Origin of the sequence: Dactylosporangium sp. CA-233914 (assembly GCF_050942935.1) — a bacterium.
GTDB lineage: Bacteria > Actinomycetota > Actinomycetes > Mycobacteriales > Micromonosporaceae > Dactylosporangium.
Map to the genome: position 1 here is coordinate 10044252 of NZ_CP192030.1, position 26413 is coordinate 10070664.

Below are 26413 nucleotides of genomic sequence, written 5' to 3' on the forward strand. Positions count from 1 at the left end.
GGTCACTGGATGCCCTCCGCGAGGGGGCCGAGCGCGACGGCCGGCAGGTAGGTGAGCAGCACGACGACGACCGTGACGGCCACCACCATGCCGATGAACAGGGGCTGATGCGTGCGCAGGGTCCCCGCGGAGGCCGGGACCGGCTGCTGTTTGGCCAGGGAACCGGCCAGGCCGAGGACGAAGATGATCGGCAGGAACCGGCCCAGCAGCATGCACAGGCCCAGTGCCGTGTTGTAGAAGGTCGTGTTCACGCTGATGCCGGCGAACGCGGAGCCGTTGTTGTTCGAGGCCGACGTGAACGCGTACAGCACCTCCGACAGGCCGTGGGCGCCCGGGTTGGCCATGGACGAGCGTGCGGTCTGCGAACCCATGGCGATCGCGGTGCCGACCAGCACGAGGGCCGGGGTCGTGAGCAGGTACAGCGACGCGAACTTGATTTCCCGCGAACCGATCTTCTTGCCGAGGTACTCCGGTGTGCGCCCCACCATGAGCCCGGCCACGAAGACCGTGATGACGGCCAGGATGAGCATGCCGTAGAGGCCCGATCCGACCCCACCGGGCGCGACCTCGCCGAGCATCATGTTCAGCATCGTGACCATGCCGCCGAGTGCGGTGTAGGAGTCGTGGAACGAGTCCACCGCGCCCGTCGACGTCAGGGTCGTCGCCGCCGCGAACGTCGCCGACTGCGGCACCCCGAACCGGGTCTCCGTGCCCTCCGTCGCGGCCCCGACCGCGGTCGGCACCGTGCCGGCGTGGTGAATCTGCAACGCGTTGAGCGCGATGATGCTGCCCAGCGCGAGAATCGCCATGATGCCCGCGATCGCCAGGCCCTGGCGCCGGTCGCCGACCATCCGGCCGAAGACGCGGGGCATGCAGAACGGGATGAGCAGGATGAGGAAGATCTCGAGCCAGTTCGTCCAGCCCGTCGGGTTCTCGAACGGGTGGGCGCTGTTGGCGTTGTAGAAGCCGCCGCCGTTCGTGCCGAGCTCCTTGATGACCTCCTGGGAGGCGACCGGGCCACCCGTGACGTGCTGCGTGGCACCGGCGAGGGTGGTCACATCGGTGCCGCCGGACAGGTTCTGCACCATGCCGGCCGCGATGAACACCGTGGCGCCGATGACCGCCACCGGCAGCAGGATCCGCACACAGATGCGGACCAGGTCGACCCAGAAATTGCCGAGCTGGTCGGTCTTGGACCGCGAGAACCCGCGCACGAGGGCAACCGCCACGGCGACGCCGACGGCCGCGGAGACGAAGTTCTGCACCGCCAGGCCGGACATCTGCACCAGGTGGCCCATCGTCGACTCGCCGGAGTACGACTGCCAGTTCGTGTTCGTCACGAAGCTCACGGCCGTGTTCCACGCCTGGTCCGGCTTGACCGGGTCGAGGCCGAGGCTGAGCCACAAATGGTTCTGGACGCGCTGGAAGAGGTACAGGAACAGGATCGACACCGCGGAGAAGGCCAGCACGCTGCGGGCGTAGACGCTCCACGACTGCTCACCCTCGGGGTTGACGCCCACAGCGCGGTACATGACCTTCTCGGCGCGCAGGTGCCTCGGCGCCGTGACCGCCCGGTACATGTAGTCGCCGAAGGGGCGGTACAGCAGCACCAGGACTGCGATCAGCGAGGCGATGAACAGCACGCCCGCCATGGTGGGGCTCATCAGAACCGCTCCGGGAAGAGTAGGGCAGCGATCAGGAACGCGGTCAGGGCCACCGCGAGGATGAGGCCGACGAGGTTCTCGGCGTTCACAGCCGCTCCACCGCCCGCACCGCCAGGCCGAGGATCGCGAACGCCGCGATCGTCAGCAGTACGAACACCACATCAGCCACTGGGGGTTGCCTCCTTGTATCGGCGTACCGACGACGCGAATCCGTCGCCGTAGAGCCAGACGCGCATCCGGACCACGTCCCGTCGATGCCGGGCCACCCGGTGTGCCAGGGCGGCGAGCCACCCGGCCAGGGCCGCGCCGCACAGCACGGTCAGGCGGATCGCGTCCGCCGTGCCGTGCCAGGTCAGCGTGCCCAGCCGGTCCACCAGGAACCCGTTGAGCACGCTCCACGCGATCACGGCCGTGGCGAGCGCCGCGACCAGGTCCGCGCCGAACGCCCCGACCACGCAGACGCACGCCGCCATCGCGACGAGCCGCTCCACCGGCGCCGACGCTGCGGTGACCGCGGCGGCAAGCAGCGCCGTGGCCACCACCGCGGCCGAGCCGGCAGCGAGGGTGATGCCGGTCGGCGCGGACCGCGGCCGCACCGACCACCATGTCCCGTTCATCGAGCACCCGCTTCGACATTCGCGCCAGGGGCCTTCCGTCCGGCCCGATGCAAGTGAAAGACGCGGCGGTTTGCCCTGCCCAGGTGCCTTTACAGAATCCCTACGGCCGGCGCCGGTTTCTTGACGCTTCTTTGACGCCGCCACGGCGTCGTCGGCCTGTCCGACGCTGTCCGGCCGTGTCCGGGATCCGGGGCGGCGACGCCGGCGGGTGGCCAGGATTCCACCATGGACAGACATCGTCTCCCCTTGCGGCTCGCGTGCGTACTGGCGTCCGCCGCCGTGATCGCCGTCACTCAGACCCCCGCGTCCGCCGCCGATCCCGCACCCGCTCCGTCCTGCGTCGCCCAGGTGATCCAGTTCGCGCCCGGGTACCAAACCGTGGTGACCGTCCGCAACACCACCGCCGTCCCGGTCACCGGCTGGCACATCACGTTCCAGATAGCCGCGACGGCGACGATCGCCGGCTCCTTCGGCGGGACCGTCACCCGCGCCGGCTCCTCCGGCACCATCACGCCGGCGGTGTGGTTCACGACGATCCAGCCCGGTGGACAGGCGAACGTGGGATTCGGAGGTTCGGCTGTACCTTTCACGCCGCCCACCGGCTTCACGCTCAACGGGACGCCCTGTACGACGTCCGGCTGGTAGCCCCGCCGCCCGGTGCCCGATAGCCTCCCGGCATCGGCGGGCAGCCCTCGGCATCGGCACCGGCCGCCGGGTCGCGCGGCGATCCGGCGGCCGGCATCGCGACGCTCGCCGACCTGGGCCGGGCACTGCGCGACCTGCGCCGGCGGCACGCCCGGGCCGGCGGGGGCGGCGAGCTGACCTACCGCCAGCTCGCCGCCGCGACGGGATGGTCCCGCGGCGTGATCGGCGGGTATCTCGCCGGGCAGGTCCTGCCGCCGACCGACCGGTTCGACGAGCTCGTCCGGCTGCTCGGCGCGACGCCCGCCGAGCAGGGTGCCCTCGCAACGGCGCGGGACCGGGTCGCGGACGCGCGCCACGCGCCGGCGCACGGCGCGTCGGCGCGGGCGGTCGTACCGCGGCAGCTGCCGCTGGACAGCGCCGGCTTCACCGGCCGCGAGCCGCAACTCGCCGAGCTCGACCTGCTGCTGCGCCGCGACGCCACGCAGCTCTGCGATGTCACCAGCGGTACGGTCGCGCTCGTCGTCGGCACCGCAGGGGTCGGCAAGACCGCGCTGGCCGTGCGGTGGGCGCACCGCGCCGCCGCCCGCTTCCCCGACGGTCAGCTCCACGTCGACCTGCGCGGCTACGACCCCCGGCGACCGGTCGCCGCGGCCGACGCGCTCGCCGGCTTCCTGCGCGCCCTCGGCGTCGACGGCGCCGACATCCCCCGCGGTGTGGCCGAGCGCGCCGCGCTGTACCGCAGTCTCGTCGCCGGCCGGCGGGTACTCGTGCTGCTCGACAACGCGTTCGGCGCCGACCAGGTACGGCCCCTGCTGCCCGGCACCGCGTCCTGCCTCGTGGTGGTCACCAGCCGCGACGACCTCGCCGGCCTGGTCGTCCGCGAGGGCGCCCGCCGGATCCGGCTCGACCCGCTCGGTGCGACCGAGGCGGCCCGGCTGCTGCGGGCGCTGCTGGGCGACCGGGTCGACGCGGAGCCGGCGGCCGCCGCCGCGCTCGCCCGCCGGTGCGCGGGGCTGCCGCTGGCGCTGCGCATCGCCGCCGAGTTCGCCGCCGGGCACGACGGGCTGCGCCTGCGCGACGTGGTGGCCGACCTCGACGGCGGCGCGTGCGTGACCGACCCGCCCTACCACCGCGCAGACCCGTGGACGGCGGCCACCGCGCTGGACCGCCTGGACGCCGGCGACCCACGCAGTGCGGTACGGGCGGTGTTCTCCTGGTCGCACCGGCACCTCGGCCCGCCCTCCCGGCGGCTCTTCGCGCTGCTCGGGCTGCACCCTGGCACGGACCTGGACGGCCCGGCCGTCGCCGCGCTCGCCGGCGTCGCGATGGAGCCCGCCCGCGCCGCGGTCAGCGAGCTGGTCCGCGCGCACCTGGTGGCCCGGGTGGGCGCCGACCGGTACGGCATGCACGACCTGCTGCGGGCGTACGCGGCCGAGTCCGCGCGCAGCGCCTTGTCCCACGACGAGCACCGGGCCGCGCTCGTCCGGCTGCTCGACCACCACGTCGGCACCGCGACGGCGGCCGCGGCCGCGCTGTACCCCCACGACCAGCCGGGCGTGCGACCCGCGCCCGGCGGTGCCGAAACGGCGCACCGCGCGCTGGACCGGGAGCGGGCCAACCTGGTGGCGCTGGCCGGACACGCCGCCCAGTACGGCCTCGCCGCGCACGTCATCGGGCTGTCCGAGGCGCTGTGGCGCTACTTCGAGGTCGGCGGCCACGCCCAGGAGGCACTCGCCGTGCACGGCGCCGCCGTACGGGCAGCCCTGCGGGAGGTGCCCGCACCGCCGGAGCGGGTCGCCCGGGTGCTCGCCAACCTCGGCGGGACGTACTGGTGGATCGGCGAGCACACCCGAGCCCGGCACTGGTTCGAGCGGTCATTGGCCTGGCACGAGCGCGGCGGGGACCGCGCCGGCCGGGCGCGGGCGCTGGCCCGGCTGGGACTGGCCCACGAGCGGCTGGGCGACTACCTGCGGGCCCGGGCGTGCCTGATCGGGGCGCTCGCCGGGTATCGCGGCATCGGCGACCGCCACGGCGAGGGCTCCCAGTTGCTCAACCTCGGCGGCCTGCAACGGCGCCTCGGCCGGTACGCGCTGGCCCGCCGGCACCTGCGGCGGGCGGCGGCCCTCTTCGCGGAGCTGGGCGACGCCCGGCTCGAAGGCTACGCGCTGGGTAACCTCGGCGTGCTGGAGAGCCTGGTCGGCCGGCACGAGGAGGCGCTGGAGCAGCTGCGGCGGGCGCTGGCGGCCTGCCGGTCGTGCCGCGACCGGGGTGGCGAGGGCAGCGCGCTCGCCGCGCTCGGCGCCGCGCAGCTGCGGCTGGGACGGCCGGCGGAGGCGCTCGACCAGTTCGACCGGGCGCTGGCGATCAGCCACGAAACAGGCGAGCGCGGCCTGCGCATCGAGGCACTGAACGGTCTCGGGGCGACGCTGCGCGCGATGGGCCGCCTCGACGCCGCGCTGGAGGGGTACCGCGCCGCGCTGGACCTGGCAAGGCGCACGGGCGACCCGGACGAGGCCGCCCGCGCGCTCGCCGGCCTCGCCGAGCTGGGCGTACCGGCGCCGTACGTCGCCTCGACGACACCTCCGCCGCCGTCAAGGCGACGTACACGGAACGGGTGAAACCCCTCGACGGCCCTTGTCAGGGCATGGTCCGGGCGGTCGTACGCAACCGTGTGGCGTCCTGGCTCGGCGGGACGCCGAACTGGCGGCGGTACTCGCGGCTGAACTGCGAAAGGCTGCCGTAGCCGACGCGGCGGCTGATCGCGGCGATGTCGCCGGCGTCGGCGGCGAGCTGGAGCCGCGCCTGCTGGAGCCGGATCTGTTTCTGGAACTGGATCGGGCTCATCGCGGTGACGGCGTTGAAGTTGCGATGGAAGGCCGAGACGCTCATACCTGCCCGCTGTGCCGCCTCCTCGACGAGGAAGCGCCGCATGTAGTTGTCGCGGATCCATCGCACCGCCCGGGCGACGTGGCTGAGGCTGCTGTCGGGCAACCCGAGCTGACGGACCATCGCGCCCTGCTCGCCGGTGACGAGTCGCCAGAGAATCTCGCGTTTGACCAGCGGCGCGAGCACCGGGATGTCGCGCGGCTGGTCGAGCAGGCGCACGAGCCGGACGACGGCGTCGAGGAGCTCGGCGGACGCGGCACTGACGGCGAGGCCGGTCGGCGAGTCGGCGCCGACGTCCGGCAGATCGCCCGGTGCCACCTGCAGCAGCACGTCGGCGACGGCGGCCGGGTCGAGGTCCAGGCCGACTCCAAGGCCGGGAAGCTCCGGGCTGGCCTCGGTGAAATGGCTGCTCACAGGCAGGTCGATCGATGAGATGAGGTACTGCCCGGCACGGTAGTGGTAGACGCGATCGCCCAGCGCCAGCCGTTTGGTGCCCTGGGCCACCACTGCGAGCACCCTGCCGAAGAGGGCCGGCGTCGGCGGGTACGGCCGGTCCGCCCGGAAGATCCGGACGTCGTCGATCCCGGTCGTCAGGTCGGGCCGGGCGTGGCGGGCCAGCAGGCAGCGGAGCTCGTCGAGGGCCATGCCTGCGATTAAACCGCCGCGGTGCCCCGGGCCGGCACCAGGCGGATCAAGCAGGATCGAGCAAGACTTCGCGACTTCTGGGCAAGCCGCTACGGGTCCTGGGCTGGTTTCATGTGTGTTCGGGTGTCCGGTTGTGCCTGAGGAGGTGGCCACCATCGAACTCTTCGGCCGCCGAGCCGAGCTTGAGCAGCTTTCCGATTTCGTGGTCAGCGCGCGCGAGCGCGGTGCCGCGCGGCTGATCTGGGGCGAGCCCGGCGTCGGCAAGTCCGCCCTGATGGCCGCCGCGGCGCGGTTCGCTCTCGCGGCGCGGACGCGGCTGCTGCGGGCGTCCGGATCGGAGTTCGAAGCCGACGTCAGCTACTCCTGCCTCAACCAGTTGCTCCTGCCGGTCCTCGCCGACCTCGAACGCCTTCCGCCCGGTCCGAGGGAGGCCCTGGCCGTGGCCCTGGGCTTCGGCGCCGGAGCGCCGCCGGACGCGCTGCTGGTCTGCAACGCCGCTCTGCTGCTGGTCAAGACGGTCGCCGCCGAAGCACCGGTGGTCCTGCTCGTCGACGACATCCAGTGGATCGACCGCGCGAGTGCCGTCGTACTCGGTTTCATCGCCCGTCGCCTGGACGGTTGCCGGGCCGGCCTGCTGGCGTCGGCCCGGACGGGGACAGGCAGCCTCCTGGATCCGCGGGGACTTGCCGAGATCGTCGTCCAGCCGCTCGACGACGAGGCGGCCGGGCACCTGGTCGACGTCACCTTTCCGCGGCTGACGCCCCCGATGCGGCAGCGGCTGCTGGACCTCGCCCAGGGCAATCCGCTGGCGTTGATGGAGTTGCCGTCGACGCTGGCGGGGGTCGTTCACCGTACGGCGGCGCGACCGGAGGTGGTGCCGCTCAGTGACCGGCTGCAGGCGATGTTCGCCGCCCGCATCGGCGAGCTGCCGGAGCCGACCCGCCGGCTGCTGCTGCTCGCGACGTTCGAGGGCACCGGCGACATCCGGGTCCTGCAGGCCGCCCCCGGCGATCAGCCGGGCCTTGCCGACCTCGCCCCGGCGGAGCGGGCGCAGCTCGTACGGGTGGACGACGCCACGGCCCGAATCGCGTTCCGGCACCCGCTGATCCGATCGGCGATCGTGGCGATGTCCACGCACGAGGAGCGCCGCGGCGCGCACATCGCCCTCGCCGAGGCATTGCACGGGGACCAGGAACGCCGGGCCTGGCACCTGGCGGCGGCCGCCGTCGGACCGGACGAGGCGGTGGCCGAGCTGCTCGAGGACGCGGCGCATCGCGTCATGCTGCGCGGGGACGCGTTCGCCGCCGTCGCGGCGCTGATCCGCGCCGCCGAGCTGAGCGTGACGAGCTCCGGCCGGGGCCGGCGACTCGCCGAGGCCGCGTACATCGGCGCCGAGGCCAGCGGCGCCATCGACGACGCGAAGACGTTGCTGACCGATGCGCGCCGGGCGGCGCCGGACAGCGCCGGTTCCCTGCACGCGGCCAACGCGGCCGCCTTTCTGATGCTCAACGGCGACGGTGACGTGAACACCGCGCACCGTCTCCTCGTCGGTGCCATCCAGACCGGCGAGCACGGTTACCGGGCCGAGGATCCCGCGCTGATCGAGGCCATGCACACGTTGCTGCTGCTGTGCTGGTACGGCAGCGCCCCTGCGTACTGGGAACCGTTCCACGAGGCACTGGGCCGGCTGCGGCCGCAGCCGCCCGACGTTCTCGCGCTGGCGAGCCGGACCTTTCCCGATCCCGTACGCACCGGGGCGTCGGCGCTGCCGTGGATCGACCCGATCCTCGATTCGCTGCCCAACGAGGCCGATCCCACCCGGATCATGCGGATCGGCACGGCATCGGTCTACCTGGACCGCCTGGGCGACTGCCGGGAGTCCTCCTGGCGGCTCGTGCAGCACGGACGCGACGGCGGAGCACCCCGTCGGCATCTCGGTGCCCTGATGCACCTGTGCCTGGACGACTACCTCGTCGGCCACTGGGACGAGGCCGAAGAGCTCGCGCTCGAGGGGCAGCGGGTCTGTGCCGCGAGCGGCTTCTCGTTCTTCGCGTGGTACTTCCGGTACAACCGGGCGATCATCGCCGCCGGCCGGGGTCGCTTCGACGAGGCGTACACCCTCGCCGACGAGATGACGTACTGGGCGCTTCCCCGCGGTGTGTCCGCCGCCGCCCTGTTCGCCCATCATCCGCGCACGCTGGCCGCCCTGGGCCAGGGCGACTGGGACGCCGCCTTCCGCCATGCCGCCGCGATGAGCCCGCCCGGCGTGCTGGCCGCATACGTGCCGCACTGCACCTGGGTGATGTTCGACCTGGTCGAGGCGGCCGTACGGACCGGGCGGACGGACGAGGCCAGGGCGCACACCGAGGCGATGCGGGCCGCCGGCGTCGCCGCCCTGTCGGCCCGGATGGCGCTCATCCAGGCGGGAGCGGACGTCCTCGTCCAGGACGACGACGCGGCGACGACGCGGCTGGAGGCACTGCTGGACAGTCCGCAGACGCAGCGGTGGCTGTTCGAGGCGTCCCGGATCCGGCTCGCCCTCGGCGAGAAGCTGCGCCGGACCCGCTCGGCGTCGCGAGCCCGCCGGCACCTGCTCGCCGCGCGCGACGGATTCGCCGCCATGTCCGCCGGGCCCTGGCTCGAACGCACCCACGCCGAGCTGCGCGCCACCAAGTACCGGCTCACCGACGTTCCGCCGGACGGGCCGGCCGCCCTGACCGCGCAGGAGTTCCAGATCGCCCAGCTGGCGGCCAGCGGTCTGACCAACAAGCAGATCGCCGAGCGCCTGTACCTCTCGCACCGCACCGTGGGCGCGCACCTCTACCGGATCTTTCCCAAGCTCGGCGTCGCCTCGCGCGCCGGGCTCAGGGATGCGCTGTCGTCGGGCGCCGATCCCCGGTAGTCGCCCCGCCCGCCCGGCCTCGTCATGGATTCGATCCTCGGACGCCGCTCGCCGCCGCACATCTGTCAAACGACCTAACGACCGCGCGGCCGGACCTGCCGGCTAAGTCGCAGACAGATGACTGATGAGCACGACCGGGCCGCGTCCGAGAGTGGAGCGCACCACGAGCACAACATTGAGGAGACGTACCTTCATGACTGTCAACCACGGCTTCCACGCCGTCATGACCGCCCAGCCGGGCCGCGGTGACGAGCTGGTCGCGCTGCTGCTCGACGCGCCGTCCCTGCCCAACGAGGACTGCGTCGTCTTCCTGGTCAGCCGCTCCGGCGCCAACCCGGACGTCATCTGGCTCGCCGAGGGCTGGACCAGCCAGCAGGCCCACACCGCGTTCTTCGCGAGCGAGCCGGCGCAGGCGTTCGTCGCGAAGCTGCAGCCGCTGCTGGCGGGCGAGTCGCAGTACAGCGACGCGGTCCCCGTCGGCGGCAAGCCCGCGTTCTGAGCCTCCACCGCGACCACTGACACCTCAGGAGCCGAGCATGACCCCGACCCGACCCGACATCGATCCCGAGCTGCGAGCGCTGCTCGCCGACATGCCCCTGTCGAGCGAGCTCAACCCCGAACTGCTCGCACAGATCCGCCAGATCCCCTCGCCGCCGGTCGAAACCCTCCTCGAGGGGCGCGCCGTCGATCGGCGCGAGGCCACCGTCGCCCGCCCGGACGGTGTCCGGCTTCCGCTGTCGATCCTCAGCCCCCAGCGGGCCGGACGCGCCGCGGCGGCGCCGTGCGTGTACTGGCTGCACGGCGGCGGGATGGTCATGGGAGACCGCTTCTCCCAGATCGACATCCCCCTCGACTGGCTCGACCGGTTCGGCGCGGTCGTGGTCACCGCGGAGTACCGGCTGGCGCCGGAGGCCACCGGCACGACCCTGGTCGACGACTGCTACCACGGCCTGCTCTGGACCGCTGAGCACGCCGCGGAGCTCGGGATCGACCCCACCCGCATCATCGTCGCCGGGATCAGCGCCGGCGGTGGCCTCGCCGCCGGGGTCACGCTGATGGCCCGCGACCTCGGCACCCCGGCGATCGCCGCGCAGGTGCTCATCTGCCCGATGCTCGATCACCGCAACACCACCACGTCGAGCCGGCAGTACTCCGGCGAGCCGGGCGTGTGGACCCGGGAGATGAACGAGTTCGGGTGGCGCTGCGTGCTCGGCGACCTCCGGGGCGCCGACGTGCCCGGCTACGTCTCACCCGCCACGGCCGAGGACCTCTCCGGCCTGCCGGCCACCTACATCGACGCCGGCACGGCCGAGGTCTTCCGCGACGAGGACGTCGCCTACGCCACCCGCATCTGGGCCGCCGGGGGCCAGGCCGAGCTGCACGTCTGGGCCGGCGGCTGCCACGGCTTCGACGCCCTCTTCCCGCACACCCGCGTCTCCGCCGCGGCCCGCCGCACCCGCAGCAACTGGCTCACCCGTGTGCTGGCCGCGCTGCCCACCGGCGAGCGCCACGTCGTCGCAACGAGCACCGCACCATGACCACGCTCGCCGCTACCCAACCCGATCCGACCCGGCCGCCGTCACCGGCGCCGGGCGGCGACGACCGTACCGCGTTCCTGCGCGAGTTCCTCCGCGACCCGTTCACCGTCGCCGCCGTCACACCCAGCGGCCGGACCCTGGCCGAGGCGGTCACCTCGACCGTGCCCGGCGCCGGCGAGCCGCTGGTCGTGGAGCTCGGCCCCGGCACGGGCGCGTTCACGGCGGCCATCCAGCGCCGGCTCGCCGGCCGCGGGCGGCACCTGGCCATCGAGATCAACGCCCGGTTCGCCGAACGCCTGGCCGCCCGCTACCCCGGGGTCGACCTCGCCGTCGCCGACGCCCGCGACCTGCACGACATCCTGGCGCAACGCGGTCACCGCCGCGCGGACGCGATCGTGAGCGGGCTGCCGTGGGCGGCGTTCACGCCGGGCCGCCAGGACGACCTGCTCGACGCCGTGACCGCCGGTCTCGCCCCGCACGGCGCGTTCACCACCTTCGCGTACACGCACACGCGATGGGCACCGCCGGCCCTGCGGCTGCGGCGCACGCTGCGCGCACGCTTCGAGGAGGTCGTGCACAGCCGGACGGTGTGGGCGAACCTGCCACCGGCATTCGTCTACTACTGCCGCAGGCCCCGCGCGCCGCTGCCGGCCCTCGATTCAGTACACACCCGACGAACGAACAGGTGAGTCAACCATGCAGATCGCCATCGTCACCGGTGCCAGCTCCGGAATCGGACAGAGCATCGCCGTCCAGCTCGCCCGGCGCGGCACGGGAGTGATCCTGACCTATCACGGCAACGAGGCCGGCGCGCGGGACACCGTCGCGGTGATCGACAAGGATGGTGGCACGGCCGTCGCGCTGCCGCTGGACGTCGGCAATACCGCCGCCTTTGCGGCCTTCCGCGAGTCCGTCGCGGCGGCACTGCGCGACACGTGGCAGCGGGACACCTTCGACTTCCTCGTCAACAACGCCGGATTCGGCCGGATGGCGATGTTCGAGGACACCACCGAGGACGTGTTCGACACGCTCATGCGGGTCCTGCTCAAGGGCCCGTACTTCCTGACCCAGACGCTGCTGCCGCTGCTGGCCGACGGCGGCGCGATCGTCAACACCACGAGCAGCGCGGCGCGGCACTGCGGTCTGGAACCCGGCTACTCCGCCTACGGCACCATGAAGGGCGGCCTGGTGGTGCTGACCCGTTACCTGGCCAAGGAGCTCAGCACCCGCGGTATCCGCGTCAACTCCGTCTCGCCCGGCTCCACCCGCACCCGCATCGCCGACAACGCCTTCGAGCGCTTCCCCGAGGTGATCCCGGGCATCGTGGCGAAGACCGCCCTCGGCCGGCTCGGCGAACCCGACGACATCGGCATGGTCGTCGCGGCACTGCTCGGCGAGGAGTGCCGCTGGATCACCGCTCAGGACATCGAGGTCTCCGGCGGCTTCAACCTCTGAGTACGGTCGACCCGCAATACCACGGGGCCGGGTCGTGCGGCACTCGCCGGGCGACCCGGCCACCCGAAAAGGGCACGCAAAAAGACCTACGAGGCGGTTTCCCTTCGCCAGCATTGCCTGGATCAGGTAGTGGGGATCGCCGGCCGACCTCTCAGTCATTCAGCCTCTCAGCTCAACTGTCATCCAGTTGGGCTCTCCCGCACGTCTCGTAGGCCCACATCCGAAGCTACTCCCGCGGCCGGGCGGGCAGGGGTGAGCCGCGGGATGATGGTGCGGGGCGGCCCCGGTGATGGTCCGCGCGGTCCTGCGCGGTCCTGCGAAGAGGGTGAGGCGATGTGAGGCCGCCATGCAGGACAGCAGGTATCCGCTGGTGCTGAAACCCGCAGCCGGAGTATCCCGTCGGCACCGAGGTGGTCGCGCACCGCTTCGAGAGACCGTGGAGCCATCGCCCACACACCCCGTTGAACAGGTGATCCACGATGACGACCACGACACTCCCGGTTGATCCGGTCCTGTGCATGGCGCTGTTCGTCTCCGACACCCCCAGGTCGAGCGACCCGGACGACGCCACGATCCGTGAAACGGTCGGCCGCACGCTCGATCAGCTCGGCCCGGACGAGTGCTACGCCCGCGCCGCCGAGGTGTTCGGCGACCGGCCCGAAACCGCCCTCGACCGCATCCAGTGGGCGCGCGAGATGTGCACCCGCGCCATGGCACCGACGCTCACCGGCGTCGCGGCTTGACGATCCGGCCCGGCCCGGCCGCCCTCACCGCTGCTGAAGTACGGAGAGGACGTTGCCGGCCGGGTCGGTGAACCAGGCGATGAACGGCCCGCCGCCGCGGAACACGCCGCGCTCGTCCTGTTCGAAGGCCTCGTATCGGGTCATCGTGACGCCCTTCGCGGCCAGCTCGTCGACCGCCGCGTCGATGTCGTCGACCGGGAAGTTCAAGATCGTGTACGTCGCCGGGCTGTGGTCCGGCTTCGGGTAGACGATCACCGTGGCGCCGGTCGCCAGGTGCAAGGTGAGGATGCCGTTCTGCTCGGTCACGTCGAGGCCGAGCGTGTCGCCGTAGAACTTCTTGGCGGCGGCGACGTCGGGCACGGCGAAGCCGCTGAACGCCTTGGTCTTCGCGAACATCTGTGCCTCCATCCCACACGGCCGGGTGGCCGGGTGTCAGGGTCCATTCTGCCCGGCACGACCGTCAGCCGAGGGCCCGGTCGAGGTTGAACGCGGCGCTGATCAGCGCGAAGTGCGTGAAGGCCTGCGGGAAGTTGCCCTGCTGCTCGCCGGTGCGGGCGATCTGCTCGGCGTAGAGGCCGAGATGGTTGGCATAGGTGAGCATCTTCTCGAAGGCCAGCCGCGCCTCGTCGAGCCGGCCCGCACGGGTGAGCGCCTCGACGTACCAGAACGAGCAGATGGAGAAGGTGCCCTCCTCCCCGTGGAGGCCGTCCTGGCCGCTGGTTGGGTCGTAGCGGTACACCAGCGAGTCGGACACCAGCTCCGCGCCGAGCGCGTCGAGGGTGGCGAGCCACTTCGGGTCGGTGGGGGCGATGAACTTGGTCAGCGGCATCATCAGCAGCGCGGCGTCGAGGACGTCGTTGTCCTCCTGCTGGACGAACGCCCGCCGCGCGGGGGACCAGCCGCGGCGCATGATGCTGCGGTAGATCTCGTCCCGGGTCCGCCCCCAGTGCAGGAGGTTCGCGGGCAGGCCGCGGTGGTTGGCCATGCGCATGGCGCGTTCGATCGCCACCCAGCACATCAGTCTCGAGTACAGGAAGTTGCGGCGCCCGCCGCGGGTCTCCCAGATGCCTTCGTCCGGCTGGTCCCAGTGCTCGCAGACCCAGTTCACAACTTCGCAGACCGCGTCCCACTGGTCGCTGGAGATCGGCCTGCCCCACTTGTCGTAGAGGTACACCGAGTCGATGAGCGCCCCGTAGATGTCGAGCTGAAGCTGGTCGGCGGCGGCGTTGCCGATGCGCACCGGTGCCGAGCCGCGGTAGCCGTCCAGGTGTCGCAGTTCGAGTTCGGGCAGGTCGGTGCGGCCGTCGATGCCGTACATGATCTGCAGTGGCCCGGACGGACTCGTGACCCGCTGGGCGATGCGATCGGCCAGGAACGTCATGAAGGCCTCGGCCTCGCCGGTGAAGCCCAGTCGCAGCAACGCGTAGGCGCAGAAGGCGGCGTCGCGGATCCACACGTACCGGTAGTCCCAGTTGCGCTCCCCGCCCATCCGCTCGGGCAGGCTGGTCGTCGGCGCGGCCACGATCGCGCCGGTCGGTGCGTAGGTGAGCAGCTTGAGGGTCAGCGCGGAGCGGTGGACGGTCTCGCGCCAGCGGCCGCGGTACCGCGAGGCCGACAGCCATCGCCGCCAGAACGCCACCGTGGCGTTGAACTCGGCCTCGGCCTCGGCGTGCGGGCACCCGCGGGGCATGATGTCGTCGCCGACCCGGTCGAGCGCGAAGACCGCGGACTCGCCCTCGAGGAGCTTGAACGTCGCCGTCGCGTCCAGGGCTTCGTGCTCCACCGGTACCGTGGCGGTCAGCGCGAGCGCGAGGTCGGCGGACTCGAAGCGCGTCTGCCCGGCGTGCCACCCCACGGTGTGCGGCTGCCTGGCGTAGTCGAACCGGGGGGCCACCCGCGCCCGGAACGGGATCGTGCCGCGCACGCACAGGACGCGCCGGATCAGCCGGTGGCGGCCGGAGTCGCCGGAGTCGCCGCTGATCGGCATGAAGTCCTGCACCTCACCCACGCCGTCCTCGGTGAAGAACCGCGTGATCAGCACGTTGGTGTCGGGGAAATAGAACTGCTTGGTCGTCGCCGGCGCGTCGGCGGTGAGCTCGAAACGCCCGCCCCGCTCGGCGTCGAGGATCGAGGCGAACACGCTCGGGGCGTCGAAGCGGGGACAGCAGTACCAGTCGATGGTGCCGTCGGTGCCCACCAGGGCCACCGTGCGCAGGTCGCCGATCAGGCCGTGCTCGGCGATCGGCAGGTAACCGGATGCCGCGCTCAGCTCTCGCCCGCCGTTCATGACATATGGGCTTCCCCGTTCGAGCACGAAGCATGCCGCCGATCCCAGAACCTTCGTTCTGTTTTTCCGGGTGTACGGGGGTAGCAAGGTGTGACACCTTCGTATGAGTCAGGAGGCATCGCGATGTCCGTTCAGCTCAATCACACGATTGTCGCGGCCCGTGACAAGGAGACATCCGCCAAGTTCCTGGCGGCGATGTTGGGGGTGCCGGTGGGTGCTCGCTTCGGCCCGTTCATCCCGGTCGAGATGAGCAACGGCGTCACCCTGGACTTCATCGATACCGGTGGCGAGTCCGTCACCGCTCAGCATTACGCGTTCCTGGTTTCGGAGAACGAGTTCGACGCCATTTTCGGTCGCATCAGGGAAGCCGGGGTGGCCTACTACGCCGATCCGCACCACGGTCAGCCGGAGCAGATCAACCACCGCGACGGCGGTCGTGGTGTGTACTTCGACGATCCGAACGGGCACAACCTGGAGATCCTCACGCGCCCGTACGGCAGCGACTCCGCGTGATCGAACCCGACGACCCCTGATATGAATGTCCATTCAGTTATGATTGGACATTCAGGTAGTGTGAACTTCCTCTGCGGGTTCGTCAACGAATTGATCGCCCGGGAGTGCGTCGGCGGCAAACTCCGGCTACCCCGGTCCGGTCGGCGTGGTTACGCTTCGTTGACGACGTTGAGGAGGCACCAGTGAGCCCGAGGCTCGACGCGAACGACGGCGCGGAGCCCTACGCGATCGCCGCCGAACACATCCGGTTGCTGACCAAGGTCGCCCGGATGTACCACGAGCGCGGTGTACGGCAGCCACAGATCGCGGAGCTCCTGCACATCTCCCAGCCACGCGTCTCACGGTTGCTCAAACAGGCCGTGGCCGCCGGCATCGTCCGCACCGTGGTGATCACCCCGCGCGGCGTCCACGCGGACCTGGAGGACGCCGTCGAGCAGCGATACGGGCTGAGCGAGGTCGTCGTCGCCGACAGCACCGGGCAGACCGACGAGATCGCGGTGACCCGGGCGATCGCCGCCGCGGCCGCCGTCTACCTGGAGACGACACTGAGCCGCAGTGACCGGGTCGGGATCTCCTCGTGGAGTGCGACGCTGCTCGCCACCGTCGATGCCATGCACTCGGCACCCGGCCTGGCCGCCGACCGGGTGGTGCAGATCCTCGGTGGCGTGGGCACGAGCGCCGCGCAGAGCCAGGCGACGCGGCTCACCGGCGGCCTCGCCCGCCACACCCGCGCCGAGGCCGTCTACCTGGTCGCCCCCGGACTCGTGGCGACGGCCGAGATGCGCCACGCACTGGTGCGCGAGCCGAGCATCGCGGCGGTGCTGGACGCCTGGCAGGACCTGACCGTCGCACTCGTCGGCGTGGGCAGCCTCGAACCCTCCACCCTGCTACGGCAGAGCGGCAACGCGATCGCCACGCAAGAGGAGCAGCGACTGCGCGAACTCGGCGCCATCGGCGACGTCTGCATGCGCTTCTTCGACGAACACGGCCAGCACATCGACTCCGAACTGGACGACCGAGTCCTGGGCATCAGCGCCGAAACCCTCAAGAAAGTACCCCGCCGCATCGGCGTGGCCGGCGGCGAACGCAAGTGGCGCGCCATCCGCGCCGCACTGCGCGGCGGCTGGCTCAACGTGCTCATCACCGACCAGGCCACCGCCGCCGAACTCCTGCGCGACTGAGGCAGCCGGCCCGGCCATCACGGCGGCGCGGCCGATCCCGTCATCGCCGGCAGCGCGATGCGATCGACGATCTCCTCGATCACCTCGTCCGGCACGAGGGCCTGCGTCATCAGTACCTCGTGCCGGAACAGGTCGAAGGGCAGCGCGGCGACCCGGGGCGTGATCCGCGCGGGGTCGATCTCGCCGCGCTCGACGGCCCGCGCGATGATCACCGAGTCCGAGGTGACGCGGTCGCGGATCAGCTCGCGCCAGGTGGTGCTCAACGGCTCGCTGTTCACGCTGCCCGGCTGGCTCGCCCCGGTGACCGCGGTCCTGCCCGCGCGGCTGGGCTTCGCCGCGGCCGCGAACTACGGCCTGCTCGATGGGCAACGGCGCCGGGCCGGGCTCGCCTCCGACGCGCTGTGGGAGCACGGCGCGGACCGGTTCTGGCAGCTGCTCGCCGGGGAGGCGGGCATCACCGCGGTCGCGCTCGCGCTCGCCGCGACGGTGCTGTGGGCCCGGTGGCGCCGCCGGGTCGAGTGACTCGCGCCGGACGGCGTCGTCAGGCCGGGCTCAGGCTGTCGGCGACCGGGCGCCGCGCGATCGCCATCGCCGGCACAGCGGTCAGCGCGGCGATCACCAGTGGGATCCCGAGCGCCACGGCGAGCAGCCACGGCCCGGGCGGATAGCGCACGTCGCCGGTCGAGTTCGACGAGTACAGCTGCGTCCCGATCAGGAGCCCGGCGAGTACCCCCGGAACGGCCGGCAGCACCTGCGCCACCGCCAGGCTCGCCGCCGCCTGCGCCGGCGTGGCGCCGAGGGTCCGGGCGACCGCCAGCGGCTGCCGCGCGTCGAGGACCGCGGTCCACGTGTTCACGACCGCGTTGATGAGGGCGAGGGTGAACAGGACCACGCAGAGGACGAGCATGGCCTGGTTCCCCCGCTCGATCCGCGGGTTGGACAGCTGCGTGTACCCGAGGTCGAAGCGGCGCACCTGCACCCGGCTCGTCAGGACGGCCACCAGCGTGACCGTCGTGACGAGGGCGTTCACCATGAGCAGCCGGGCGCGGCGGGGGCGGCGGGCGTTGATGCGCACCCCGATGAGCAGGACGGTGGGCAGCCGCCGGGACAGCAGGATGCGCCAGCGGCGGCGGCGCGGCGGGGTCGCGCCGTCGGCCAGGGCCTGGACGGTGCTGGTGGTGGCGGCGCGCGCCACCGGCACCAGGGTCGCGGCCACGGCGATCGCCAGGGCGAGCGCCGTGACGGCGAGCGCGGTGCTCAGGCCGGGCGGGTCGGCGTTGGTGGAGCCGATGAGGCCGGCTCCGGGGCGGATCAGCGCGGGCGCGCTGAGCCAGCCGGCGGCGAGGCCCAGGGCGGCGGCGACCAGGCCGATCACGAGGTACTCGGCCAGGTGCACGGCGGCGATCATCGCCGGGCCGGCGCCGACGGCCTTGAGCAGGCCGACGCGGCGGCGCTGGGCGATGATGCGGCCGGCGACGATCCCGGCCACGCCGGCCAGGGCGAGGGCGGTGAGCAGCCAGCTGCCGATGTTCAGCACGATCCGCGCGTCCCGGTACAGCCCGGCGTCGGACTTGGCGATGCTCTGCCAGGTCGAGAGCTCGTCGCCCTCCCGGTAGTCCCCGATCGTGGCGGGGTCGGCGAGCTTGAGGTTCAGCACGTACGACAGCGGGCGGTCGCCACCCAGCGCGGCGATGTCGCCGGCGTCGACCCAGACCAGGCCGCCCCGCTCGACCAGGATGCTGCCCGGGTAGTGCCACCCGGCGTACGGGTACGCGGCCCGGGCGGCGGTGACCGCGATCCCGAGCACGCGCAGCGGGTGGTTCTCGATGCTCACGGTGTCGCCGACCCGCACGCCGAGGGCGTCGGCGAAGGCGCGCTCGACGACCGCGCCGCCGGGGCGGACCCAGGTGCCCTCGGTCACCGCGGGCCGGTCCAGCGCCACCGGGGCGTCGTCGCGCCCCTCGACGACGGCGTGCGCCTGCACGCCGCCGGCCACGGTCATCGTCAGGAACGCGGTCGGGAACGGCCCGCTGGCGGCGGCGATGCCGGGCCCGCTCTTGTACTGCTCGAGCGCGCCCCGCGCTTCCGGGCCGGTCGCCCGGGGCCGGAGTACGACGTCCGGGCCGGCGGTGGCGGCCCGGGTCTGCTCGAACGGCCGGTCGGCGAGGTCGTGCAGCGCCAGGCCGAGGGTGAGCGTGCCGGCCGCGGCGGTGATGGCGACGAGCAGCAGTACCACCTCGATCGGGCGGCGGCGCAGGTCGCGGGCGAGCAGCCGCAGGACGAGGCGCAGCCGGCCGGCCAACTCAACGCCCTCCGGCGTGGACGGCGTCGGCGAAGGCCCCGTCGCGCATGGCGATGATCCGGTCGGCGACCGCGGCGATGCGGGTGTCGTGGGTGACCACGACGAGCGTCTGCCCGGCGGTGCGCAGCTCCTCGAAGAGCCGTAGCACGTCGAGGGTGGCGGCGCTGTCGAGGTTGCCGGTGGGCTCGTCGGCGAAGACGAGCAGCGGCTCGTTGGCCACGGCCCGGGCGACCGCGACCCGCTGGCGCTGCCCGCCGGAGAGCGCCGCGGGCAGGTGGCGGGCGCGGTCGGCCAGCCCGACCCGGTCGAGCAGGTGCAGGGCGCGGCGGCGGGCCTGGCGGGGCGAGCGGCCGGCCAGCAGCGCGGCCAGCTCGACGTTCTCGACCGCGTTGAGCTCGTCCATGAGGTGGAAGGACTGGAAGACGAAGCCGACGGTGTCGCGCCGCAGCCGGGCCAGGGCGCGCTCGCTCATCGTGCCGATGCGCTGCCCGGCCAGCCACACCTCGCCGCCGGTGGGGCGCTGCAGCCCGCCGAGCAGGTGCAGCAGGGTCGACTTGCCGCAGCCGCTCGGACCCATGACGGCCAGGGCCTGTCCGGCCGGCACGTCCAGGTCGACCTCGTCGACCGCGCGGACCAGGCTGTCGCCGTCGCCGTACCGCTTCGAAAGCCCCCGCGCCTGCAGCACCATCGTTCCGGTCGTCATGCCCCCGCCATCTTCCATGTGCGCTCGCACGCGTCCAGCCACTCCAGGTCGGCCCGCAGGCGCAGCACGACCCCCTCCAGCAGGAGCCCGGCGACCGGGTCCACCGAGCGGTCCAGCGCGGCCCGCTGGGTCTCGCGCATCCGGCGCAGTAGCTCGCGCCGCTGGGCGTCGACCAGGCTCACGGGGTCGGCGAGTCGGGCGGCCGCCGCGGCCACGAGCTTGAGGTGGAACTCGGTGAGGTCCGGCCGCGGCCAGCTCACCTCGGCCAGCCACGCGGACACCCGCTGCTGCCCGGCCGGCCTCAGCGCGTACACCCGCCGATCCGGTCTGTCCGGAAGGCCGTCGGAGCGCTCCGAGGTCACCAGCCCGGCCTTCGCCAGCCGGGCCAGGGTCACGTAGATCTGCCCGCCGTTCATGGTGTCGCCGAGCGGGCCGAGCGCGTCGCGGAGCCGGCCGCGCAGCTCGTAGCCGTGCGCCGGCTCCTTGGCCAGCATCGCCAGCACCACGTCCTGCACCCGCAATAGCTAACCGTTACCTATTGCAGGTGTCAACTCCGGTAACCCGCCACGCCGAAGTCTCGGCGGTGCCGATCGGGTGAGGTGGTGTCGGCAACCCGACCGTCGGTATCGCCGGGTGGGGCCCGGCCGTCCCATTGCCGAATCGGCGCAACCACAGGACGGAGTCAGCCATGCAGCCAGCGTTGCCAGTGACGGCAAACCCCACGGGCGTGCTCGAGATCGGCGAGATCGTGACGGTCGTCAGCCTGAACGGCAAGCCGCTCAACTGTGTCGTGTTCGGCATGGTCGTCGCGCTGCGGCCCGACGAATCCCGGCTCGACTGCGACGTGCACGTACTGCACAGCACCTACCCGTACCTGCACGTCGGGCAGATCGTGTGCGTGCCGTACCAGGACCTCGGGCCGGTGCCGGCCCCCGCGGCGACCGTACCGCCGCCGGGCGCGCTCGTCGACCTCGTGGGGCCGGCGGCGCTCGTCGCCGCCGGCCCGGTGACCGGCGAGGTGCACCACGTGATCAACGACCCCGCCGGGCCCAAGTGCCTGGTCCGAGTCCTGTCCGGCGGGCTGGGGCCGCTCGGCGTCGGCGCGCTGGTCTGCCTGCCCGTGGGCTGCGTCAACGACCAGCACGCCCCCGCGCCGGCCGGCCCGTACATCGACGGCCGCCTCGCCGTGTCGCCGCTGGTGAAGGCCGCCATCGACGGCAACGTCCGGCGGGGCGAGCCGCCCCTGCGGCCGGACCAGGGCACCCGCGGGCGGGTGACCTGGATGATCATCGTCGGGAACCCGGTCACCGGGCGCGACAACGGAACACACCCCGTCCAGATCATGGTGCGGGTGCGGCCCGCGGTGGCGCCGCACCTGCTGCCGGTGATCAGCACCGCGGAGCTGCAGCGGCGGCTGGCGCTGGCGCTGCGGCGGCGGTGGGCGGCGCTGGGATACCTGATCTACGAGTTCTACGCGCACAACGCCGGGAAGCGCCGCGAGCTGGGCGGGCCGGTCCAGCCGAACTCGGGGCCGCTCGGGGAGCCGGACGACTGGGCGCTCGTCAACGCCGTGCGCACGTTCTGCCTCAACCAGGCCCCGATGCTGGCCGCGCCGGCACCCAACGCGCTGCCGGCTACGCTCGCCGCGGACAACACCGCGATCGAGCAGGCGCTGACGGCGTTCCTGCGCCAGGACCGGCACTCCGGCCACGCCGTCGGCTACCTGATCGGGTTCATGAGGAACGAGCAGGCGGTGCAGGCGGCGATGTGGACGGAGCTCGGGCAGTACGTCGAGACCCTGCCCGAGCAGGCGGCGATCGTCGACTTCACCAACTGCGCCCTCTCCAGGCTCGCGGACGGGACCTTCCGCAACGGCCGGTACCTCGTCGTCGCGAGCCGCCGCAGCATCACCCAGCTGCTCTGAGGACAACAGGGGGCGGACCGGCGGTCCGTCCCCTCAGGCCGGCGAGCGCCCGGGCGGCGCAGCCCGGGTCTGCGGTTCGCGGCTCATGGCAGGTGCCGGCGGTTCAACGGATTCCGGGCTGCATCCCGCAGTCGCCGCAGGAGCCGGCGTGGGTACTCGTGCTGGCACAGGACGGCGTGGGTGTGATCCGGGTCGGTGATCCAGGTCAGGTCCGGCCGATCGGCGGCCGGGCTGTCGGCCTGCGGCGGGTGGTAGGAACGCATCGCCAGTGCGGCGCGCCTGGCGGCGCCGCTGTGGCGGCCGCAGGCGTCGTGCAGGGCGGCGAGTTGCAGCCGCGTGGTCACGGTGACGACGTCAGAACCGCCGTGCCGTCGCGCCCAGCTCAGACAGATCTCGGCGAGTTCGTCGATCGCCTGCACGCAGTGACCGGCGGCGTGCCGGGCCACGGCGATCTCGACCCGTGCGGTGTGCACGCGCGGGTGCGCCGGCCCGAAGCGGTCCGTCAGCCGGGCGGCGATCTGTTCCCGCAGCTCGACAGCGGCATCCTCGAGCCGGTAGGCGGCCATGACGGTGGACAGCACCGCGGCCGCGGCGAATGTCCGCTCGTCAACGGGCCCGAAACATGCGGTGGCGCTGCGGTAGGCGTACCGGGCCCATCGCAGGCTGAGCCACTCCGCGACCTCATGCGGGCGCAGCAGGCCGGCGTACATCGTGGCCGCGGCGATCAGGTCGTCCCGCGGCGGCGATGTGGCCGGGTCGAGCTCCAGCAGCGCGGCCCGCATGATGGCGACGGCTGATCGCCGGTCACCGCACGCCAGCTGGAGGCGGGCCGTGACGGTCAGCGACCGCAGCGCGCACCTCGGTACTCCGTGCGGAGCACAGTCCGGTGCTGCCGGGCTGGACCCGGCAGGTTTCGGTGGCGGCGGCGTGGTCATCGCGGCCTCGGTTGCGTGGCGCGCGTCGGCCGCGGCGCGGGAGCCGACGACGGGGTGACCGGGCCGGCGACCCCGAGCAGGGCGTGCAGGCGCTGGCGGGGACCGTCCTGGGTCAGGTCGCCGGCCGTGGCGGTCATCGCGATCCGGCCGTGGTCGAGCACGACGAGCCGGTCGGCGAGTGCGGTGGCCATGGCCAGGTTCTGCTCGGCGACCAGGATGGCCAGGCCGTCGCCGACGAGTTGGAGGAGGGCGTCGGTGAGCTGGGCGATGATCGCGGGGGCCAGGCCTTCGGTTGGTTCGTCGAGGATGAGCAGTCGTGGCTGGGTCAGCAGCGCGCGGGCGAGGGCGAGCATCTGTTGTTCGCCGCCGGAGAGCCGCTGCGCCGGGTGGTGCAGTCGCGTGCCAAGGCCCGGCAGGAGGTCCAGGACTCGCTCGACGGTCCACCCCTGGCCGGGGGTAGCGGCGGTCCGGCCACCGGCGCCGGAGGCGCAGACGAGGTGCTCGCGGACGGTGAGGCCGGTGAAGATCCGCCGGCCCTGGGGCACGAGCGCGATCCCGGCGCGGGCGGGTAGGTGTGGTCGGCGGGTGGGCAGTGGCCGGCCGGCCCACTCGATCCGGGTCCGGCCCTGCGCGGGGTGCAGCCCGGCGATCGTGTCGAGCAGGGTGGTCTTGCCGGCGCCGTTGCGGCCGAGGACGGCGACCGCTTCGCCGTCGTGCACGTCGAGGTCGATGCCGTCGAGGACGGGCGCGCCGTGGTAGCCGGCGCGCAACTGCCGTACCCGCAGCAGGACCGGACCAGGTGCGGTGCGCGGCGCCGGCCGGGCGGTGGCGGCGGGGTGGCCGCCGGGGTTGAGGTAGGCGTCGCGGACGGCCGGGTCGGCGCGGACCTGGTCCGGGGTGCCGGTGGCGAGGTGGCGGCCGTGGTGCAGCACGGTGACGGTCTGGGCGAGGGACCAGATCAGGTCGAGGTGGTGGTCGACCAGCAGGACGGTGGTTTGGGCGTCGAGGTTGGCGAGCAGCGTGGTGAGCCGGTCGATCTGGCCGGGGTCGAGCCCGGCGGAGGGCTCGTCGAGCAGCAGCAGCCGCGGCCGGCGGGCGAGGGCCATCGCCAGCTCGAGCCGCCGCTGCAGCCCGTAGGGCAGCTGTCCGGCCGGCACGCTGTGGTACTCGGTGAGCCCGACCGCGTCGAGTACCCGCGCCCCGCCGTCCGCGTCCCGCGGCCCTGGGATGTCGTCCGGACCGGGCATGACGGCCAGCGCGAGGTTCGCCACCACCGGGAGCCGCCGGAACACGGCCGGGTGCTGGAAGCTGCGGCCCACGCCATGCCGGGCCCGCAGCCGGGCGGGCAGGCGGGTGACGTCACGTCCGTCGACGACGATCGTCCCGGTCGTCGGCGCCAAGGTGCCGGCAATCAGGTTGAGCAGGGTCGACTTGCCGGCGCCGTTGGGGCCGATGACGGCGTGGCGGGCCCCGGCCGGCAGGTCCAGGCTGATCTCGTGCAGGGCGGTGAGTCCGCCGAAGCGGCGGCTGACCCCGTCCAGGCGCAGCATGCTCGTCGTCACGGCCGTCGACTCCGTTTCCAGTCGGCCAGCCGGGCGGTGATGGCAGGCCGGTACGCCACCGTCAGGAAGGCAAGGCCGAGCAGGGCGGCCGCGTGGCCGCCGGTGGGGGTGCCGAGCAGGTCGCGGACGGCGACGACGAGCACGGCACCGGCAACGGCGCCGCGCATCGTGCCGAGCCCGATCGCGGCGGCCAGCAGCGCCATGGCGGACAGGTCCAGGCCCAGGTCGGCCGGGGACAGGTAGCGGTGGGCCGCGACGAGGAGTGCCCCGCCCGCGCCGGCGAGCGCTCCCGCGGTGACGAATCCGGCGAGCAGGTGGCGGTTGACGTGGTGGCCCAGCGCGGCGAGCCGGGCCTCGTGGTCGGCGGCGGCACGCAGCGCCAGGACCAGCCGGCTGCGCAGCAGCACCGCGACCGCGGCGGCGAGGACGAGGAAACAGCCGAGCAGGTACAGGTACGTGTAGCCGTCACCGCGCAGCGGCGGGGTGCCGGGCCAGACGGTGACCGGCGGGGTGTGCAGGCCGTCGTCGCCGCCGGTCACGGATGCCCACTGGGTGGCGATGGTGCGGGTCAGCTCCGCGACGGCGAAGGTGGCCATGAGGAACAGCACGCCGCGGGTGCGCAGCAGCAGCACAGCGGTCACCGCCGCGGCGGCGGCCCCGGCCACGGCCGCGGCGGCCAGCTGCACCGGCCCGTTGGTGAGCCCCGCGCTCGCGAGGAGCGCGGCGGTATAGGCGCCGACGCCGAGGTACGCGGCCTGCCCCAGTGACGGCAGCCCGGCGATACCGGTGAGCAGCTGGGTGCTCATGGCCAGGACCGCGAGAACGATCGCGGTGGAGGCGATCGAGACGATGTAGGCGTCCGCGATGAACGGCAAGGCGAACGCGGCGAGCATCACGACCGCACCGAGCAGAAGCTGACGGCGGCGCGAGCGGGCCTCCCGACGGACGGACGCCGCCGGGGTGGTCAGGAGTCGAGTGGTGATCATGCCGGCCTCACCGCCGTGCGGCTACGCGCAACGAGGACGGTGAACAGGACCGCGAACAGGGCGAACGGGGCCAGGGTGGGGGCGGCGAGCACGCCCACGGTTTGGACTTGACCGACCAGCAGCGCGGCGCCGAGGGTGCCGGGGATCGAGCCGGCTCCGGCGGTGCCGCCGATGACGACGACGATGAGGGACTGCACCAGCACCGTGGTGTCGGCGCCAGGGGCGGGCCCCATCAGGGGTGCGGCCAGCACGCCACCGGTGACGGCGAGGACGCTGCCCGCGGCCATCGCGGCGGTCTGCACGCGGCGGGTGTTGACCCCGGTAGCCGCGGCCATCCCGAGGTCGGCCACGGTGGCGCGCAGGAGCACCCCGGACCGGCTGCGGGTGATCACCAGGTGCAGGGCGAGCGCAACGGTGGCGGCGACGACGATGAACAGCAGGCGGTAGACAGGGTAGCCATGCCGGCCCAGATCGAGGCTGCCGGCGAGGATGTCGGGTGGATTGACGGGGACGGGGGCACCACCGAAAACGGTGGTGTAGCCGTCGGCGGCCAGGTAGGCGATGCCGAGCGTGGCGAGGGCCTGGTGCAGGTGGCCCTGACTCTGCTGCGAGCCGGTCAGCGGCCGCATCGCGGCGGCGAGGGCCGCACCGCCGCCGGCGCCGACAAGGACGCCGGCGGTGAGCGCAACCGCGAGCCCGGCGAGGCTCCCGTGGCTGAACAGATAGGTCAGGTAGGCGCCGGCGAGGTAGAGGCTGCCGTGCGCCAGGTTGAGTACGTCCATCACCCCGAAGATCAGCGTGAGGCCGGCCGCGACGACGAACAGCGCCAGCCCGTAGGCCAGGCCGTCCAGGGCGGTGACCGCGTACGCCGTCACCGCGCGCCCCACCAGACATAGCTGTGCCGAGGCATCGTTCTTGTCCTCAC

General features: G+C 72.9%; 26 protein-coding genes. 12 read left to right on the forward strand and 14 right to left on the reverse strand.

Annotated features, from left to right (window positions below):
• Positions 1-2: 2 nt before the first annotated feature.
• From kdpA to ACQPY0_RS44400, 3 genes are all read right to left on the reverse strand, one after another.
• On the reverse strand, positions 3-1664 hold the full coding sequence (gene kdpA, locus ACQPY0_RS44390) for a potassium-transporting ATPase subunit KdpA (RefSeq protein ID WP_432974990.1): 1662 nt from the start codon (positions 1662-1664) through the stop codon (positions 3-5).
• Positions 1664-1753 (reverse strand): K(+)-transporting ATPase subunit F, encoded by a 90-nt coding sequence (gene kdpF / locus ACQPY0_RS44395; RefSeq protein WP_271188891.1) that lies wholly within the window; start codon positions 1751-1753, stop codon positions 1664-1666. The genes kdpA and kdpF overlap by 1 nt, the downstream gene beginning before the upstream one ends.
• Before the next feature lie 72 nt (positions 1754-1825).
• A complete protein-coding gene (locus ACQPY0_RS44400; RefSeq protein WP_432974993.1) occupies positions 1826-2260 on the reverse strand; it encodes a hypothetical protein in 435 nt (144 codons plus the stop codon).
• 246 nt (positions 2261-2506) lie between these two features.
• On the opposite strand from ACQPY0_RS44400, the gene ACQPY0_RS44405 reads away from it, so the two are divergent.
• Entirely contained in the window at positions 2507-2926 is a 420-nt protein-coding gene (locus tag ACQPY0_RS44405; RefSeq protein ID WP_432974995.1) for a cellulose binding domain-containing protein, read from the forward strand.
• A 134-nt stretch (positions 2927-3060) separates the two neighbouring features.
• Positions 3061-5544 (forward strand): ATP-binding protein, encoded by a 2484-nt coding sequence (locus ACQPY0_RS44410; protein ID WP_432995605.1) that lies wholly within the window; start codon positions 3061-3063, stop codon positions 5542-5544.
• Positions 5545-5563: 19 nt separating this feature from the next.
• Here ACQPY0_RS44410 and ACQPY0_RS44415 read toward each other — a convergent pair whose 3' ends face one another.
• Positions 5564-6457: an AraC family transcriptional regulator N-terminal domain-containing protein gene (locus ACQPY0_RS44415; RefSeq protein ID WP_432974997.1), complete on the reverse strand. Its 894-nt coding sequence runs from the start codon at positions 6455-6457 to the stop codon at positions 5564-5566.
• A 133-nt stretch (positions 6458-6590) separates the two neighbouring features.
• Between ACQPY0_RS44415 and ACQPY0_RS44420 the strand changes: the two genes are divergently transcribed.
• From ACQPY0_RS44420 to ACQPY0_RS44445, 6 genes are all read left to right on the forward strand, one after another.
• Positions 6591-9359, forward strand: coding sequence for an AAA family ATPase (locus tag ACQPY0_RS44420; protein WP_432974999.1), 2769 nt, complete (start codon positions 6591-6593; stop codon positions 9357-9359).
• Between the two features lie 193 nt (positions 9360-9552).
• Positions 9553-9858 carry a putative quinol monooxygenase gene (locus tag ACQPY0_RS44425; RefSeq protein WP_432975001.1) on the forward strand — a complete coding sequence of 102 codons (306 nt, stop codon included), beginning with the start codon at positions 9553-9555 and terminating at the stop codon, positions 9856-9858.
• 37 nt (positions 9859-9895) lie between these two features.
• Positions 9896-10897: an alpha/beta hydrolase gene (locus ACQPY0_RS44430; RefSeq protein WP_432975003.1), complete on the forward strand. Its 1002-nt coding sequence runs from the start codon at positions 9896-9898 to the stop codon at positions 10895-10897.
• On the forward strand, positions 10894-11586 hold the full coding sequence (locus ACQPY0_RS44435) for a class I SAM-dependent methyltransferase (RefSeq protein WP_432975005.1): 693 nt from the start codon (positions 10894-10896) through the stop codon (positions 11584-11586). Before ACQPY0_RS44430 ends, ACQPY0_RS44435 begins: the two co-directional genes overlap by 4 nt.
• A gap of 7 nt (positions 11587-11593) precedes the next feature.
• Positions 11594-12352, forward strand: a complete 759-nt coding sequence (locus ACQPY0_RS44440) for an SDR family NAD(P)-dependent oxidoreductase (RefSeq protein ID WP_432975007.1) — start codon at positions 11594-11596, stop codon at positions 12350-12352.
• A 479-nt stretch (positions 12353-12831) separates the two neighbouring features.
• The gene (locus ACQPY0_RS44445; RefSeq protein WP_432975009.1) at positions 12832-13095 is read left to right on the forward strand and encodes a hypothetical protein; all 264 of its coding nucleotides are present in this window, start codon (positions 12832-12834) and stop codon (positions 13093-13095) included.
• A gap of 24 nt (positions 13096-13119) precedes the next feature.
• Here the strand turns inward: ACQPY0_RS44445 and ACQPY0_RS44450 are convergent, their stop codons facing one another.
• A complete protein-coding gene (locus ACQPY0_RS44450) occupies positions 13120-13491 on the reverse strand; it encodes a VOC family protein (protein WP_432975011.1) in 372 nt (123 codons plus the stop codon).
• Positions 13492-13555: 64 nt separating this feature from the next.
• Positions 13556-15382, reverse strand: a complete 1827-nt coding sequence (locus ACQPY0_RS44455) for a glycoside hydrolase family 15 protein (RefSeq protein WP_432975013.1) — start codon at positions 15380-15382, stop codon at positions 13556-13558.
• A 123-nt stretch (positions 15383-15505) separates the two neighbouring features.
• Here ACQPY0_RS44455 and ACQPY0_RS44460 point away from each other — a divergent pair, with 123 nt between their 5' ends.
• Positions 15506-15895: a VOC family protein gene (locus ACQPY0_RS44460; RefSeq protein ID WP_432975015.1), complete on the forward strand. Its 390-nt coding sequence runs from the start codon at positions 15506-15508 to the stop codon at positions 15893-15895.
• Positions 15896-16077: 182 nt separating this feature from the next.
• The gene (locus ACQPY0_RS44465) at positions 16078-17076 is read left to right on the forward strand and encodes a sugar-binding transcriptional regulator (RefSeq protein ID WP_432975017.1); all 999 of its coding nucleotides are present in this window, start codon (positions 16078-16080) and stop codon (positions 17074-17076) included.
• 17 nt (positions 17077-17093) lie between these two features.
• Here the strand turns inward: ACQPY0_RS44465 and ACQPY0_RS44470 are convergent, their stop codons facing one another.
• Positions 17094-17354: a TetR-like C-terminal domain-containing protein gene (locus ACQPY0_RS44470; protein ID WP_432975019.1), complete on the reverse strand. Its 261-nt coding sequence runs from the start codon at positions 17352-17354 to the stop codon at positions 17094-17096.
• On the opposite strand from ACQPY0_RS44470, the gene ACQPY0_RS44475 reads away from it, so the two are divergent.
• The gene (locus ACQPY0_RS44475; protein ID WP_432995921.1) at positions 17281-17598 is read left to right on the forward strand and encodes a hypothetical protein; all 318 of its coding nucleotides are present in this window, start codon (positions 17281-17283) and stop codon (positions 17596-17598) included. The two genes, ACQPY0_RS44470 and ACQPY0_RS44475, sit on opposite strands and share 74 nt — an antisense overlap.
• Positions 17599-17617: 19 nt before the next feature.
• On the opposite strand, the gene ACQPY0_RS44480 is transcribed toward ACQPY0_RS44475, so the two are convergent.
• Genes ACQPY0_RS44480 through ACQPY0_RS44490 form a run of 3 tightly spaced genes read right to left on the reverse strand, consistent with a single transcriptional unit; the run spans position 17618 to position 20596 of the window.
• The gene (locus ACQPY0_RS44480; protein WP_432975021.1) at positions 17618-19378 is read right to left on the reverse strand and encodes an FtsX-like permease family protein; all 1761 of its coding nucleotides are present in this window, start codon (positions 19376-19378) and stop codon (positions 17618-17620) included.
• A gap of 1 nt (position 19379) precedes the next feature.
• Positions 19380-20081, reverse strand: a complete 702-nt coding sequence (locus ACQPY0_RS44485) for an ABC transporter ATP-binding protein (protein WP_432975023.1) — start codon at positions 20079-20081, stop codon at positions 19380-19382.
• Complete coding sequence (locus ACQPY0_RS44490) at positions 20078-20596, reverse strand: PadR family transcriptional regulator (protein WP_432995607.1); 519 nt, start codon at positions 20594-20596, stop codon at positions 20078-20080. Before ACQPY0_RS44490 ends, ACQPY0_RS44485 begins: the two co-directional genes overlap by 4 nt.
• Positions 20597-20769: 173 nt before the next feature.
• Here ACQPY0_RS44490 and ACQPY0_RS44495 point away from each other — a divergent pair, with 173 nt between their 5' ends.
• Positions 20770-22005 (forward strand): hypothetical protein, encoded by a 1236-nt coding sequence (locus ACQPY0_RS44495; protein WP_432975025.1) that lies wholly within the window; start codon positions 20770-20772, stop codon positions 22003-22005.
• A gap of 83 nt (positions 22006-22088) precedes the next feature.
• Here the strand turns inward: ACQPY0_RS44495 and ACQPY0_RS44500 are convergent, their stop codons facing one another.
• The 4 genes from ACQPY0_RS44500 to ACQPY0_RS44515 all read right to left on the reverse strand — a co-directional run bounded on the left by ACQPY0_RS44500 (position 22089) and on the right by ACQPY0_RS44515 (position 26363).
• A complete protein-coding gene (locus tag ACQPY0_RS44500) occupies positions 22089-22787 on the reverse strand; it encodes a hypothetical protein (RefSeq protein WP_432975028.1) in 699 nt (232 codons plus the stop codon).
• Between the two features lie 149 nt (positions 22788-22936).
• On the reverse strand, positions 22937-24502 hold the full coding sequence (locus tag ACQPY0_RS44505; RefSeq protein ID WP_432975031.1) for an ATP-binding cassette domain-containing protein: 1566 nt from the start codon (positions 24500-24502) through the stop codon (positions 22937-22939).
• Positions 24499-25488 (reverse strand): ABC transporter permease subunit, encoded by a 990-nt coding sequence (locus ACQPY0_RS44510; protein ID WP_432975034.1) that lies wholly within the window; start codon positions 25486-25488, stop codon positions 24499-24501. The genes ACQPY0_RS44505 and ACQPY0_RS44510 overlap by 4 nt, the downstream gene beginning before the upstream one ends.
• Positions 25485-26363 (reverse strand): branched-chain amino acid ABC transporter permease, encoded by an 879-nt coding sequence (locus ACQPY0_RS44515; protein WP_432975037.1) that lies wholly within the window; start codon positions 26361-26363, stop codon positions 25485-25487. The genes ACQPY0_RS44510 and ACQPY0_RS44515 overlap by 4 nt, the downstream gene beginning before the upstream one ends.
• Positions 26364-26413: the final 50 nt, after the last annotated feature.